This window comes from candidate division WOR-3 bacterium, from assembly GCA_016867815.1.
In the GTDB taxonomy this organism is placed as follows: domain Bacteria; phylum Hydrothermota; class Tepidihabitantia; order Tepidihabitantales; family Tepidihabitantaceae; genus UBA2258.
This window is the reverse complement of the sequence record VGIR01000078.1, coordinates 1-14,575: the sequence shown is the minus strand read 5'-3', so window position 1 is coordinate 14,575 and position 14,575 is coordinate 1. Positions and strand designations below refer to the sequence as shown.

The 14,575-nt window shown below is 63.7% G+C and carries 11 protein-coding genes; 8 read left to right on the top strand and 3 right to left on the bottom strand.

Annotated features, from left to right (window positions below; all coding sequences use genetic code 11):
• Positions 1–681, bottom strand: a 681-nt coding sequence (locus FJY68_11005; GenBank protein ID MBM3332355.1) for a type II secretion system F family protein, incomplete at its 3' end; no start/stop codon positions are given.
• 14 nt (positions 682–695) lie between these two features.
• On the bottom strand, positions 696–2,294 hold the full coding sequence (locus FJY68_11000) for a type II/IV secretion system protein (GenBank protein ID MBM3332354.1): 1,599 nt from the start codon (positions 2,292–2,294) through the stop codon (positions 696–698).
• Between the two features lie 232 nt (positions 2,295–2,526).
• On the opposite strand from FJY68_11000, the gene FJY68_10995 reads away from it, so the two are divergent.
• The 6 genes from FJY68_10995 to FJY68_10970 all read left to right on the top strand — a co-directional run bounded on the left by FJY68_10995 (position 2,527) and on the right by FJY68_10970 (position 9,934).
• Positions 2,527–3,369: a hypothetical protein gene (locus FJY68_10995; GenBank protein ID MBM3332353.1), complete on the top strand. Its 843-nt coding sequence runs from the start codon at positions 2,527–2,529 to the stop codon at positions 3,367–3,369.
• 33 nt (positions 3,370–3,402) lie between these two features.
• Positions 3,403–4,674, top strand: a complete 1,272-nt coding sequence (locus FJY68_10990; protein MBM3332352.1) for a hypothetical protein — start codon at positions 3,403–3,405, stop codon at positions 4,672–4,674.
• A 90-nt stretch (positions 4,675–4,764) separates the two neighbouring features.
• Entirely contained in the window at positions 4,765–6,084 is a 1,320-nt protein-coding gene (locus FJY68_10985; protein ID MBM3332351.1) for a hypothetical protein, read from the top strand.
• Positions 6,085–6,135: 51 nt separating this feature from the next.
• Positions 6,136–8,238, top strand: a complete 2,103-nt coding sequence (locus FJY68_10980; GenBank protein ID MBM3332350.1) for a DEAD/DEAH box helicase — start codon at positions 6,136–6,138, stop codon at positions 8,236–8,238.
• A 72-nt stretch (positions 8,239–8,310) separates the two neighbouring features.
• Complete coding sequence (locus tag FJY68_10975) at positions 8,311–8,682, top strand: four helix bundle protein (protein MBM3332349.1); 372 nt, start codon at positions 8,311–8,313, stop codon at positions 8,680–8,682.
• A gap of 70 nt (positions 8,683–8,752) precedes the next feature.
• Positions 8,753–9,934: a glycosyltransferase family 4 protein gene (locus tag FJY68_10970; protein ID MBM3332348.1), complete on the top strand. Its 1,182-nt coding sequence runs from the start codon at positions 8,753–8,755 to the stop codon at positions 9,932–9,934.
• A 7-nt stretch (positions 9,935–9,941) separates the two neighbouring features.
• On the opposite strand, the gene FJY68_10965 is transcribed toward FJY68_10970, so the two are convergent.
• Positions 9,942–11,606 (bottom strand): hypothetical protein, encoded by a 1,665-nt coding sequence (locus tag FJY68_10965; GenBank protein ID MBM3332347.1) that lies wholly within the window; start codon positions 11,604–11,606, stop codon positions 9,942–9,944.
• Between the two features lie 202 nt (positions 11,607–11,808).
• On the opposite strand from FJY68_10965, the gene FJY68_10960 reads away from it, so the two are divergent.
• Both FJY68_10960 and FJY68_10955 read left to right on the top strand, forming a co-directional pair.
• On the top strand, positions 11,809–13,200 hold the full coding sequence (locus FJY68_10960; GenBank protein MBM3332346.1) for a T9SS type A sorting domain-containing protein: 1,392 nt from the start codon (positions 11,809–11,811) through the stop codon (positions 13,198–13,200).
• A 241-nt stretch (positions 13,201–13,441) separates the two neighbouring features.
• The coding region (locus tag FJY68_10955) for a hypothetical protein (protein ID MBM3332345.1) at positions 13,442–14,575 on the top strand (1,134 nt) is incomplete at its 3' end.

The following is a 14,575-nucleotide window of genomic DNA, read 5'->3' as shown; positions in this document are numbered from 1 at the left end:
GATGATGTACCAGAACTTGGACATGAAGCCGGTGAACATAAGCAGGATCTGGGTGGGCAGCGGCATCTTGCCGCCTACGGACGTCAGTAGAATCGTGAACTTCGGAAGCACGAAAGTCGCGAGGACGACGATGGCGATGACGAAGCCGACCGCGAGGATTATCGGGTAGCGCAAGGCCGCCCCGACGTCCGACTTCAGTTTGCGTTCGTGTTCGAGCAGCAACACCAGCCGGTCGAGGATGTCGTCCAGCACGCCGCCCGTTTCGCCGGCCCAGATGGAGTTGACATAGAGCTCGCTGAACACCTTGGGGAACTTGGACATGGCCGCCGAAAGCGCGGTGCCGCCCATCAGGTCCTTGCGGATGGCGTCGAGCGCGCGGGCCAGCGGCTTGGCTTTGGTCTGGGCCTGCAGCGCACCGATGGCCGAGAGCATCGGCAGACCGGCGCGGTGCAGGGTGACGAACTGCCGCGTGAAGTTGATGAGGTCGACCGCCTTGGTCCGCTCGAAGAACCGGCCGATGTCGACGCCGACTCCGGTCTGCCGTTTCTCCTCGCGGATGGTTATGGGGATGTAGCCGAACGAGTCGAGGCGCTCGACGATGGTGTTGAGATCGCTGCCCTCAAGGCTCCCGGATACGATCTTGCCTTCCTTGTCGCGGACCTTGTAGCGGAATAGTGGCATTGCGCTCCCCTTAGTTATTCAAATTTTTCGGCCTCATCCATCACCTCTTCGATGGTGGTGGTGCCGGCGACGACTTTGCTGATTCCGTCTTCCCAGAGTGTCTTCATCCCGTACTCCCGGGCCAGCATGCGGATGGCGCTGGTAGGCGGCCGGGTGACGATCAGCTCGCGGAGGCGGTCGTTCACCTTCATTACTTCGAAGATACCGATACGGCCCTTGTAGCCGGTGTTGCGGCAGCGTTCGCAGCCCTTGCCGCGGTAGAACTTGGTGCCCGTCGGCAGTCCCAGTTCCCCCAGCAGGTGTGCCGGCGGGTCGTAGTCCTCTTTGCACTTCGGGCAGATCTGCCGCACCAGCCGCTGCGCGACGGTGCCTTCCATGGCCGACGCGACCAGGAACGGCTCGATGTTCATGTCGATCAGACGGGTGATGGTTCCGGGTGCGTCGTTGGTGTGGATGGTCGAGAACACCAGCTGGCCGGTGAGAGCGGCACGGATGGCGACCATCGCGGTCTCGCCGTCACGGATTTCACCGATCATGATCACGTCCGGGTCCTGACGCAGGATGTGCCGGAGTCCGACCAGGTAGGTGTAGCCGGCCTTCTCGTTCACCTGGGATTGGCAGATCTTGTCCATGTCGTACTCGACCGGGTCCTCGATGGTGATGATGTTCTTGTCACCGGAACGGATTTCACCGAGGATGGCGTACACGGTCGTAGACTTGCCGGAACCGGTAGGCCCGGTAATGAGAATCACGCCGTGGGGCTTGGCGATCATCTCCCGCATGAGCCCCGCCGATTCGCCGGCCAGGCCGAGTTCGTCGAGTGAGAGCAGGCGCATGCGGTCGAGGATACGCATGACCACCGTTTCGCCGTACGTGGTCGGGAAGGTCGAAACACGGAAGTCAATCTCGCGCCCGTCCACGAGCGCGCCGTAGCGGCCATCCTGCGGGATGCGCTTCTCGGCGATGTTCATGCGCGACATGATCTTGATACGGGAAACTACCGCCAACTGCAGGGCCTTCTTCGGGGAGACGATGGGGTGGAGGATGCCGTCGATACGGTACCTGACCGTGAGGCCCTCGCGGGTCGGCTCGATGTGAATGTCGGAAGCACGCTCGCGCACCGCGCGTATGATCATCTGGTTTACCCAGCGAACCACCGGCGCCTCGGAAGCCAGCTCTTCGATCTTGCGCGGCTCGGCCGACATCTCGGTCTGGGCCGCGGATTCTGCTTCCTCTTCGGGCAGGTCGTCGAGGCTCATCGATTCCGGTTCGTCCGGCAGGTCAGCCGACTGCGACGTGGCATAGTACTGGTTGAGCGCTTCCTGTAGCTCGAGGTCGCGGCAGACCATGGGTTCGACTTCCATGCCGGTCATGCGGCGTACTTCGTCAACGTTGAAGATGTCGCCCGGGTCGACGAAGGCGGCCGCCAGCGTGTTGCCGGCGCGGAAGAGGGGTATGACCTGCTTCGAACGCATGAACTGCTCCGGGAACATCTGCAGCACCTCGGAGTCGATTTTGAAGTTCGCCAGGTCTACAAAAGGCACACCGTAGCGCTGCGCCAGAGCAGCGCCGGTTTCTTCACTTGGAGATGGGCTTTGCTCATCTATGGGCACCTATGCCTCCTTTACCCCCGGTTGCGCTGCCGGCGGTATGCTGGCAGAAACCCGGGGCTACAACCTGACGGGGAGTATCCCACATCAGCCTCCATTATACATCCGTTCCCCGCCGCACGTCAAGCGAATTCAGACGGCCGAAAAGCGGCCGCGGCTCGGCCTGCCGGGTGGCGTAAGGCTCCAAGCTACGGCCGATTGACTTGGCTCCCCTCCGTCCTATACTCAAAGGCCTATGGAAGGGCTTGCTGAACTGCTCCAGTCGCTGAGCGACCAGTCCCAGAGACTGGTCCGCCGCCTCGCAGCCTATCGCGATCTCCTCTCCGACCCGGTCAACAACGTCCACGCCCGGGCCAAGGCCATCGCTCAGTTGAGCGGAGCGATCCAGGCTTTCCCCGATTCCGAAGTCCGGCAGAAGCTGGTCGAGTGGCATCGGAACGAGTCGGCCGCAATCGAACAGAGCCGGTCCGAGTTCCGGTTCGAATTCGGCCGGCAGTTCGTGGCCGGGCTCGAAGGTTCAGGCATGACCGTCAAAGGGCAGCTGCCTTTGCTGCGGGTCGGCTTGTTTACGGTCAGGGTCGACTTCGAAGCGGGCAGCGCCACCATCTTCTGGGGGCCGGAAATCGAGAAGCTAAAGTCCGGGCTGGCGCTGGCCCCGCTTGAACTGGCGACGACGCTCAGGAAGTGGAACGAGCGGTTGAGGCAGAAGTCGGTGGAGCCGTCGAAACTGGCCGGAAGGCTGCATGCGGCCTACCGCCGTTTCTGCGGGCTCGAAGGTTTGAGCGAAGGGACGCGCGTCTTCCTGCTCGACCTTCTGTCCGAGCTGGTTCTGTTGATGCAGCCGGAGAGCTTCCGGCTGAACCCGGCCCAGGAGAAGTTCGTCGAGTACCCGCGCGTCCGCTTCAGCTATGACCTGTTCCGGCTGAAGCAGGCCGGCGCTTTCTCGGTCGGTGAAGTGCAGTTGAAGCTGCACGTGGCGAACTTCGATGCCACGACCGAGAAGGCCAAGGCGCTGTGGGTTCCGGACAGCGAAGAAGGGGACGGCACGCACTATTCGTACATATCGTTCAGCAAATGACGAATGACGAGGTCCGAATGACGAAGGGCGGACATGGATAGACAGCTTGCCCGGGCGATCGTCAACAAGCTCGGCTCGACCGGCACGCCGCCCGAGTTCGGCATCGAGCACTTCACGGTCGGGCTCGAACCCTATCTGAAGGTCATCGAGGATGAGTACCTCGACGGTATCCTGAAGTACAACCTCTCCAGCTTCAAGCTGATAACCGGGAACTACGGTGGCGGGAAGACTCACTTTCTATACACGGTCCGGAACCTCGCGTTCGGGCACAACTACTGCGTAGCTTATGTGAGCCTAAACCCGACCGAGTGCCCGTTCGACAAACTGGAACTCGTCTACAAGGGGATCGCCGCCAACCTGATCGCCCCGCGACCGGCCGATGCCCCGACCGCGGTCCGGGACAAGGGCATCGAGTCGGTGGTCAGGAAGTGGCACGACGATCAACGCCAGCTGCACGATCGCACCGACAGCCTGCGCAAGTACCTGGAAACCCTGCCGACGACCGAGAGCACAAGCTTCAGCAACGCCGTGCGGGGAGCGTTTGCGGGCCTGATGGCCGAGGATGGGGAAGGCTTCAACGACGTCGTTCAATGGCTCAAAGGTGAGGATGTGTCGAAGGAGATGCGGGTCCAGCACCGCATTTCCGAGCGGATCGACAAGGCGACCGCGTTCCGGGTGCTGCGCTCGCTAATCCAGTGGGTCCACGCCATCGGCTACACCGGGCTGATACTGCTCTTCGACGAAGCCGAGCGCGGCATGTCCATCTCGTCGTCGCGTGACAAGCGCCGCGCCCTGGACAACCTGCGGCAGCTCGTGGACGAATGCGGCAACTCGCGGCTGCCCGGGGCCATGGTCTTCTACGCGGTGCCGGATGAGAACCTGCTGCTCGAGGGTTCGGGCGGCGTGTATGAGGCTCTGAAGCAACGGCTGCGTTCGGCCTTCAACGAAACCAATCCGGTTGGCGTGCGTATCAATCTTGAGGAACTGGGGATAGAGCCGGCCGAATTCCTGAAACGGCTGGGCGCGCGGCTCGCCGACCTGTTCGAGGCAGCCTACGAGATGAAACTGCCTGACGCGAAGCGCGACGCCGTTCTCCGCACGCTGGCCGACATTGCCATCTCCGCCTTCGCGTTCGACGTCGGGTACCGACGGCTCTTCGTGGTCAGCGTACTGGATGCGTTCCACCAGCTGCGGGCAACGCCGGCGCTTGAGTTCGGGAGGAAAGAGGCCGAGAAACTGCTGCGGGTTACCACCCAGCGGCTGGAGCAGACCGACAAGGAGCAGGTCGAGAAGGAAGAGTTCTAGGCGCAGCCGAAGGCAGAAGTCAGAATTCAGAAGACAGAAGTCAGAAGCAGGAACTCGGCAGAGCCGACGCCTGAGCGACGCCGGCGGCTGGTGTCGCACCCGGTCTTCGGCGATGGGGAGATTCTCGACAGCCGCTGGCACGGGACCGAGTTGCTGGTCCAGTTTCAGAGCGGGCTGCGGCTCTGGCTCCCGACGCAGCGGGTAAGGCTGCTCTTCAACATCGGGGATTTCGTCCCGGGCGAGGCGCAACCCGCTTTGTTCGAGATCGACACCATCCAGGCGCGCCGGATGATCGAGGCCTTCCGGCTCGGGATTGTGCCCCACCAGGACGTTGAGTCTTTCACCTTCGGTCGCGAGAAACCGATAGCGGTGCTGGACGAGGCGCTGGCGAACCTGGCTCGCGGACAGGGCGACGTCTTCATGGTCGAGGGGGAGTACGGGTCGGGCAAAACCCATTTGCTGGAGTACGTTCACCACCGGGCATTGGCCTCGGGCATGGCCACGAGCCTGGTCCAGTTCGACCCGGCCGAAGTCAGCCCGCACCGGCCTAAACGGGTGTACCGGGAAGTCGTTCATAACCTCCGCTACATCAAGGATGCGACCGAGCACGGGTACCGCGACCTGCTGCGGAGCGGCGCCGCGCTGGACATGAAGGACCACGTGTTTCTCGGGCCGGTGCTGGCGAAGCTTGGCAGGATTGACGCCGGCCAGCTGCAGAGCGAGGTCTTCTGGCAGTGGATAGAAGGCGAGAGCACCAAGGAGTACGCGACCGAACAGAAGAGCCCGTTCCGGGTGAAGGGCGGCCAGCGCATACCGGCGTTGTACGACTTCTCGACTGCCGCCGACCTCTACTGCAACATCCTTTCCGGCCTGAGCTGGATGGCGCGGGAACTGGGGATGAAAGGGCTGGTACTGCTGGTGGATGAAGCCGAGACGGTGACTCATCTCTGGGACATCATGTATCTTGCCAAGAGCGTGAACTTCATGGACGGCCTGGTAAGGACGGCGCAGAACGACCCGGACCTGAAGCGCATCAACGACCGGATGGTTCACAACCAGGTGCGGCCGGTGCCCTACATCTACCGGGACCCGTCGCTGCTCCTCGTCTTTGCGACCACCCCCAGCCCCTATGACTACGCGTACATAAAACTGGCCAACCGCATCAAGCACCGGGTCGAACTCGGGCTTCTGGAGGAGAAGGCGCTGCTGGACGCCTTCTCCACGATGGTGATGATCTACCGGCGGGCGTATCCGGACTTCACGATCTCGGATTTGGATCAGAAACGGCTGCTGCGTGAAGCTTCCCGCCGCAACATCGAAGGGGTGCGCGCCTTCATCAAGTTCTCAATCGAGGCGCTCGACGTGACGCGGCTCCGGGCACAGGGCATCCTGCCAAGGAACAAGGACTGACACGGACGGCCACGGGCTGACACGGACGAGTCCGGAAACCGACAACGGGGCATGACTGAGCGCGGGATTCGCGATGCCCTGAAGCGAACCTGGACGCCGTTCTTCTCCCGCTTCGGACGACTCACCGAAGTCCAGGTCCGGACGATCCCTTTGATTCTCGCCGGGCGTAACGTTGTCATCATTTCGCCGGCCGCGTCGGGCAAGACCGAAGCCGTGGTCGCGCCGGTGGTCGAGCGGCTGCTCTCGCAAAGTCCGAGCGCCGAAGTGCAAACGCCGAAGTCCGGAATCCGCCGTTCGGCGTCTGGCGTTCGGCGTTTGGCGGTCCTCTACGTGTCTCCGACCCGGGCACTGGTGAACGACCTTCACCGCCGCCTGTCCGAGCCGCTTGCATACCTGGAGCTGGCTCTTGCCCGCAAGACCGGCGACCACCCGGCCATCGACGAGTCAAAGCTCCCTTTCATGCTGATCACGACCCCGGAGTCGTTTGACTCGCTGCTCTGCCGGCACACGCGGATATTCAAGGAACTCTCGGCCGTGATACTCGATGAACTCCACCTGCTCGACAACACGCCGCGCGGGGACCAGTTGCGCGTGCTGCTCGAACGGCTGCGGCTGATCAACACCGGCATCCGCTACCACGCCCTGTCGGCGACGATTGACGACCTCGAGATCGGCCGGCGCTACTTTCCTGACCCGGTTGTCGTCCAGGTGCCGGGCCGGCGCGAGATAGACGAAGAGCTGATGCCGATGGGCGACGGCTGGCCGGAGCGGGTCGTGGAGGAACTGCGGAAACGCAACTGCCGAAAGGTCCTCTGCTTCTTCAACGCCCGCTCCTACGCGGAGGAGTACGCGAAGCTGCTTAACCGCCCGCCGTTCACGAATCGAGTCTGGGTGCATCACGCCAGCCTCACGCGCGAGGCGCGAGAAGGCGTCGAAGCGACGATGAGCCGGGAGAAGACCGGGTTGCTCTGCTGCACGTCCACGCTCGAACTGGGAATCGACATCGGCGACATTGACGGCGTGGTGCTGGTGCGGCCGCCGTTCAACGTCTCGTCGCTGCTGCAGCGGATAGGCAGAGGCAACCGTAGGCGCCAGTCCTGTCTGCAGGCGTTCGGACTCCACCTCAACTCCTGGGAGAAGTTCCTGTTCGAGACTATGTTCGAGTGCGCGCGCACGGGCCGGCTGTACGAGAAGAGCTACACGCCGGCGCTGGCGGTGATACCGCAGCAGGTTTGCTCGTACCTTTTCCAGCGCCGGCGCGTGGGCGCGACCTGGGAGTCGGTGCGGCGAATCCTGCGGCCGCTGGCGGGCAGCGATGCGCCGATTGACCGGACGTTCCGGCAGATGATCGACTCCGGCGAGGTCGTGGCGCAGCGTCCGGGCATCTACTGCAACGGCCCGGCCACCGAGCAGCGGGTCGAAACCGGCAAGGTCCACTCGAATCTCCAGGACAAGACGTTTGGCAGCTACGAAGTGTATGACGTAACTACCGGCCGGCAGATCGGTACGGTCTTCTTTGTGTTCCATCACTTCGTGCTGGCAGGGCGGTCGTGGGAGCTGGTTGAGCACCGTGAGAAAGAGAAGAGAGTGATGGTGCGGCCGCTGGCCGCGATCTCGTCCAACACCAAGGTCTTCGAGGGTACGGGGACCGGCGGCTATTCGTACCGGCTCGCGCCGGTGCTGAAGGCGCGGCTCTTTCCCACCCTGGCTCCCCACCAGTTCCCCTACTTCCGGGACGGCAACCAGTTGCTGTTCGTGCATCTGCTGGGCTCGACCTACGGCTACATCCTGTCCGAGGCGCTCAGCGCGCAGGGCCGGGACACGAGCGACATGGACGGCAAGCTCTTCGTCCTCTCCGGCGGCAAGCCCGATGCGAAGCTGAAGTCATTCCCGGCACCCAACCTGTCGGCAATTCGGGACGTGGTCGGCGGGAGCCTGTTCCGGCTGGAGGACAGCCTTGGCTCCGGCGCGTTCTTCCGGTCGCTGCCCGGGGAGCTGCAGATTGAAGACCACCTGCTGGCGCTTGACATCCGGGGCCTGCTCGAGTTCCTCAAAGGCCTGGAGCCGGTGGAGCTTCCGGGGGAAGAAGTGACAGCGCAGATCAAGCGGCACCTATCACAGAAGTCCGAAGTCCGAAGCTCGAATTCCGATTGAAGCCCGAAGGGCAGATCGTGTGGCGTTCCGCTTGATTCCGGCAAGGGCGTGACTACAATCGAGCGCCACTCCATGGACAAGGCCGACAAGTTCGACCTCGAACGCCGCACCACCAAGTTCGGCGTGGCGGCCATACGTTTCTGCCAGACAGTCTCGTCGTCGCCAGTGACCGTCCCTTTGCTGACCCAGTTGGTGCGTGCGGCCACCAGTATCGGGGCGAACTACGCTGAGGCCAACGACGCGGAATCCCCGCGTGACTTCCGCCACAAGATCGGCATTTGCCGTAAGGAATCCCGCGAGTGCAAGCATTGGCTGACCATGCTGGCGGCAGCCGTTCCCACGCGCCGCGCGGAGATGCGGGAGTTGTGGCAGGAGGCCAAGGAGCTGAACCTCATCTTCGGAGCCGCCCTGCGGACGCTCGACCGAAAGCAACGAGAGGACTGAGGCAGTAGGTGCTTGGCTCATTCTCCGGTATTGAATCGACCTTCGACCTTCGGGCTTCGGACTTTCGCTGATGCGCCGCTTGCTCGTCGTCGCCTACTACATGCCGCCGCTGGGTTTGAGCGGCGTGATGCGGGTGACGAAGCTCTGCAAGTTCCTGCCCGAGGCTGGCTGGCAGCCGTTGATACTCACGGTCAAGCCGGTGGCCTACTACCACTACGACCTGCGTTTGCTCGAGGACCTCAGGACTTCGCGTATCTACCGCACCGAGAGCGCGGACCCGAACCGGCTCTTCAACCTCGTTCGCTCAAAGTCGAAGAGACTCACGCCGGCGCTGGCGCGCGGGCTCGGAGCCGGGCCGCGGTTGCTCAACCACCTGCTGTTCCCGGACTCGAAGATCGGCTGGCTGCCGTTCGGCTCGGTGGCGGGGCGGCACATCATCGACCGGGAAAAGCCGGCGGCGATATTCGCCAGCGCCCCGCCCTTCACCGCGCTGCTGCTCGGGGTGCGGCTCAAGGCCCATGCCCACGTGCCGCTGGCCGCTGACTTTCGCGACCCCTGGCCGACCGGTTTTGCCCCGCCTCCTCGACATCAGCGGGCAGCGCTGCGGCGGCTTCGCCGCTATCTGGTCGACCGCTCGGACCTCGTTCTGGGTGTCAATGCCGGCACGGCGCGATCAGTCGGCCCGCGTTGCGAGGTGCTCGACAATGGCTATGACCCGACCGACTTCGAGGTCGAGCCGGCCAGGCTGGAGGGCTTCAGCATAGTTCACGTCGGCAACCTCTGGCAGAATCAGGCCGAGGTCGCATCGTTCATGGCGGCACTGCGGCAGCGGCCCGAGGCCAGGCTGTACCTTGCCGGCCGGGTTGACGGCGAAACGCGGCGGCGGTTCGAACACGACTCGCAGGTGCGTCTGCTCAGCACAGTGCCGCACAATGAGGCCTGCGCCCTGATGAAAGGCGCGGCTGCGCTGCTCTACATCGGCAAGCCCGCGCAGCCGGTCGGCATCAAGCTCTATGAGTACCTCGGAGCGAAACGGCCGATTCTGGTCTGGGGAGAGGGCTCGGACGAAGCGGCAGCCCTGGTGAAAGAAGCCGGAGCCGGAGTTGCGTGCGGCCTCGATGCCGGGAGGCTGGTCGAGGCGCTTGACGAGATGAAGCGAGACCCGGCTCAGTTTGCCCGGACGAGCCGCGACCAATTCAACCGGCGCAGTCAGGCACGCCGGCTCGCCGACCGTCTCGAATCGCTTATCTAGCCTGCGTCTACGGCGGCGGGAGCAGGTTCCAGTTGCACTTGTAGACGGCCATTGTTACCGGCATCGGCTGGACCGCGAGGTCGAGTACGAGGAGACCGGCCACGCTCTTTGTCTGGGGCTGGAAGTCGCGGACGGCGGCGGTGTTGTCCCGGACGGTCGCTGACGCGACGGCCTCCAGGAATGGCGCGTCCCTGAGACCCGGATACGCGGCCGGGAAGATGGCAAGGAAGTCGGGTTTCCACGTCCGGAAGAAGGCCATGAAGCCGGCGCGGTCCTGCCGGTATCCGAGAAACTCCCTCGACACCAGACCGCTCAGATCGAAGATGCGCCGGTTGGAGAAGTAGCCGATGGCGCCCACATCGTTGCAGGCGAGCGTGGCGCCGCGAGGGGTATTGCGGGAGAGCCATCGCCCCAGTTCGACGTGCATGCGGTTGATGGACGACTCGGCCCGGGCCGTGTTCCGGATGGTCGCAGCCGACACGGTCACCGCGTTGAAGACCGCCGTGACCAGCAGGATGGTTGTGACACCGGCTCTGACCCGCGGCTGCCGAATCCAGCGCCAGAGGTACGAGCAGCCGATGACCGCGACGACAGCGGCCAGGGCGGTAACGTTGCCGATATAGCGGCCGTTCTGGAAGGCCGCTCCGTATGACGGCGACAATACGCCGACAAGTGGGACGTAGCCGAGCACCACCATCGGAATCAGGAAACCCTCATGGCCACGCCGGAACGCTGACCCCACGAGCCCGACCAGCCCGACGGCTGCGAGCAGAAAGAACACCGGATTCGCCCGCCAGATGTGCAGCCAGAACTGGATGAAGTAGGAAGGGGCGGCAACGGTCAGCAGGCCCTGCAATTGCGGAAGACTGCGGAGGGTGACCGCGGCCAGCAGGCTGGTCTTGCCGGCCTTGGCCGCATAGGTTAGAGGGAAGAGCGAACCGGAGAGCGAGTGGTTGAACCAGAACCAGCAGAGAACCAGGGCGAGCCATATGCCGAACCCGCGCCAGAATGCCGGTTTCTGCCGGAGCGCGAACCGGCGGAGCAGCGAGTCGAGTGCCGCGAATGCGGCCAGCAGGAGGCTTTCGGGCCGGGCCCAGGCGGCGAGCCCGAACAGCACCCATGCCAGCATCGACCGCCGTCCGGTGCGGAACTGCAGGTAGAAGTAGACGCCGGCGAGAGTCAGGGCCACGGACAGCGTCACCTCCATGCCGGACATCATTGCCCAACCCATCGGACCGAGGGTCGTCACCGCCAGTCCTGCTGCCAGTCCGGGCCATGCACGTCCGGTCGCCCGGCAGGCGATGCCGCCGGCGAAGACCGCTGATACGAACAGCGAAACCGCGCCCAGCAACTTGGCGATCACGACCATCGCCGTGGCGTTGCGCGCGAAGAAATGGAAGAACGCCAGGATGAAAGTCCAGAGCGGCGCGGTGGAGCCGGCGACCGGCTCACCTCGGTTGTAGACAAATCCCCAGCCGCGGGCGAGGTTGTGGGCGAAGGTCAGGTGGATCCAGGAGTCATCGAGCGGGAAGCCCGGTTCACCGTTCTGCCTCAGCTCCACCGACAAGTAGGCAGCGAAGAGGCCGGCCGTGACCAGTGCCAGGAGCACTGCCCGCTGCCCGCCCAGCCGGATTGACTGCTGATGCCCGGGCCCGGCTTTGGATTCCAACATCGGCGATGATTATGAAACCGCCGGCGCTGGTGTCAAGTGCGGGCCGGCCCGCTCCGGTTCCTTGGCGCCGGAGCTTGTCGAGCGCTCGGGGCGGCAGCGTTCAGAGCGACTCCGCGGGGAGCATCCGGGTGAGCGGCCCGAGCGGATCCGGGGTGACATTTTAGAGTATTGACAGGCAGTAGTCCGGGGGTATACTGATTTGTTGCATCCTGTTTGGCTTACCTCGTCGGCGCATTCCCTGCCCTCCGCGCAGGGCGGTCGCGGCAAGTGTTGTGTCGGGACGATGGAGGCAGCGGGCAACAAGAAGTCTCACACCAACCAAAGGGCAGATAGAGGAGGAAGAATGAGCGTTGGAAGTCGGCGCAACGCAGTAGTGATCGGCAGCTTATTGCTGCTGTGCTCACTCGGCTTCGGAGGCTGGACAGCACTTTCGACGGGCTCGGCCGCCCAATTGACGTCGATCCATTTCCCCACCGGGACGACGGTCGGCTACGCGGTCGGGTCTGATCCGGCCGGCGGGGCTACCATCCTGAAGACCGCGGACGGCGGCGTAACCTGGACCCCGCAGTCCGCGCCCGTGCTGAACGGACTCAACTCGGTCTATTTCACCAGCGACGACAACGGCTATGCGGTCGGCATCGTGGGAACGGGAATCAGGACCACTGACGGCGGTGCCACCTGGACAACAATGACGATTCCGGGCACCGACATATTGAACTACATCTCGTTCCCGGACAACGGCCAGATCGGCTACATCGGCGTCCACCCCCGCACCCAGGCCGGCAAGGTCATTAAGACCACTGACGGCGGGAGCAGCTGGGCAGATGTAAGCGTGGGCGGCGCCATGAGCTGGTCAACCAGTTGCGGCATGGCGACGGACCTGATCGGCGTGGCCCTCGGCAAAGGCGGCATGGTCTACGGGACCACGGACGGATTTGCCACCGCGTCCCCGCAGGGACCACAGACGGTAGCGGACATGGTGGCCGCAGCCTTCGCACCCAGTGACCCGAACTATGGTTGCCTTATCGGCAACGACTCGCTCGGCGGCCTTATCCGCTACACCGATGACGGCGGCGCGACCCTGTGGGATTCCGTGCGGTTCTGGCCCACGACGGTTTTCAACGGAGTTGACATGCCCACTACGACGGTGGCGTACGTTTGCGGGAGCGGCGGAACCATCCAGAGGCTGGTTCAGACCACTCCGTTCGTTGACTTCTACAGGACAACGGTTCCGGTCACCGACGACATGTTCGGTATCTGCTTCCCTGTCGGGCAGGCGGATACCGGGTACGCCTGCGGCAACAACGGCGTGATTCTGAAGACCACCGACGGGGGCATTCCGTTGATACCGGGCGTGGCCGAGGGCAGAGTGCCGGCGGTCAAGCGCGCCGGGCTCCGGGTGCTGTCTAATCCGAGCCGTCTCGGCATCGCTCTCCACTCCGATGCCGACGTCCGCGTGTCGGTGTTCGACGCCGCGGGAAGAACGGTATTGAGCCAGGCCGCGACCAAAGGCCTGAACTTCCTGCCGCTGCCGACCGGTGCCTACTTCGTGAAGGCGAGAAACGGCACGGCCCGGGCAGTAGTGACCGACTGAGCCGGCAAGTTCGCGTCTTTCACCGGGGGGCTTCGCCCCCCGGTCCGTTTTTCGGTCGAGCCGTCGCGAGTAGCGATCCCGGGCGTCGATTCTCTGCTTGACACCGGGAAGGGGGGGGCGTACACTGAAGCACGGTAGCCGGTCTGGCATGACTGCCGTAACTCCGACGCAATCGGCCTCTGGGTGGTGCCGATGCGGCACGGGGATTCATTTTTGTACCACCCCAAAAAAGGAGGCAGCTTTGAACAAGGCAGCTACTCTGGTACTGGCCTTGCTTCTGCTCAGCGGTCTTGGCTGGGCGTCGAACACGGCGACCGTCGTGCCCACCTCGGGTGTGCGCGCCGAGGCGCCGCAGAACTTCCAGACTCCGCCGATGCCGGTGGGAGAGCAGGACGCAGTCCTGCTGACCCAGGACTTCAGCGGCTCGTGGACCTCAACCAGCCCGCCGACCGGCTGGATAATCGGCTGGACCGGGGCGGGCCCGGACGCCAATGACTGGTACAACGGCGGCGGATACGCGAGGCTCTACTGGTATCCGTACGACTACGGCCAGCGAGATACTCTCGTTTCACCGACCGTCAACTGCGCTGGCTACACCAATATCACGCTGACGGCGTACGTTCAATACGACTACTTCGGCGGCGGCTACACCGCGGTCATCGAAGGGTCAACCAACGGCGGCTCAACCTGGCCCATCACCATCCGCAACTACAACAACTCGAGCTACACCGGGACCGAGGTTTTCAACATCAACTCATGGGCCGCGGGTCAGTCCCAGGTCAGGATCCGCTGGCGCGGGACCGGCGACATCTACAACATCAACTGGTGGAATGTCGACAACGTGCTCCTGCAGGGTGACATGGTGGTCAGCAATGATATCGGCGTGTCGCAGATTCTTGCGCCGATTGACCCGTTCTACGCCTTCGGCGACACGCTCTGGCCGCGGGCCATAGTCAGGAACTGGGGCACCGCTGCCCAGAACAACGTGCCCATCCGCTGCCGCATGCGCGACAGCGTCAGCGGCACGATCGTCTACGACTCGATTCGCACCGTCAGCCTCGCCCCCAACCAGATAGACACGGTTGACTTCCCGGGCTGGGTTCCTTCGGCGGTGGACGCGATCTACCGCGACACGATTCGGGCCGAGAATCCCGGCGACCAGAACCCGGCCAATGACGCGCAGTTCAACCGCGTCAAGGTGACGGAGTGGGGTTCTGAGTGTCTGACCTACAACGACGGGACGTTTGACAACGCCATCTCCTGGGTTGCGGCCGGAAACCAGCTGGCGACGCGGTTCGTGGGTCCGAAGAAACCGCTGCCCATCAACAAGGCGATCCTCTACATCTCCAGCTTCTCGGGTGCCGACTATGCGGCG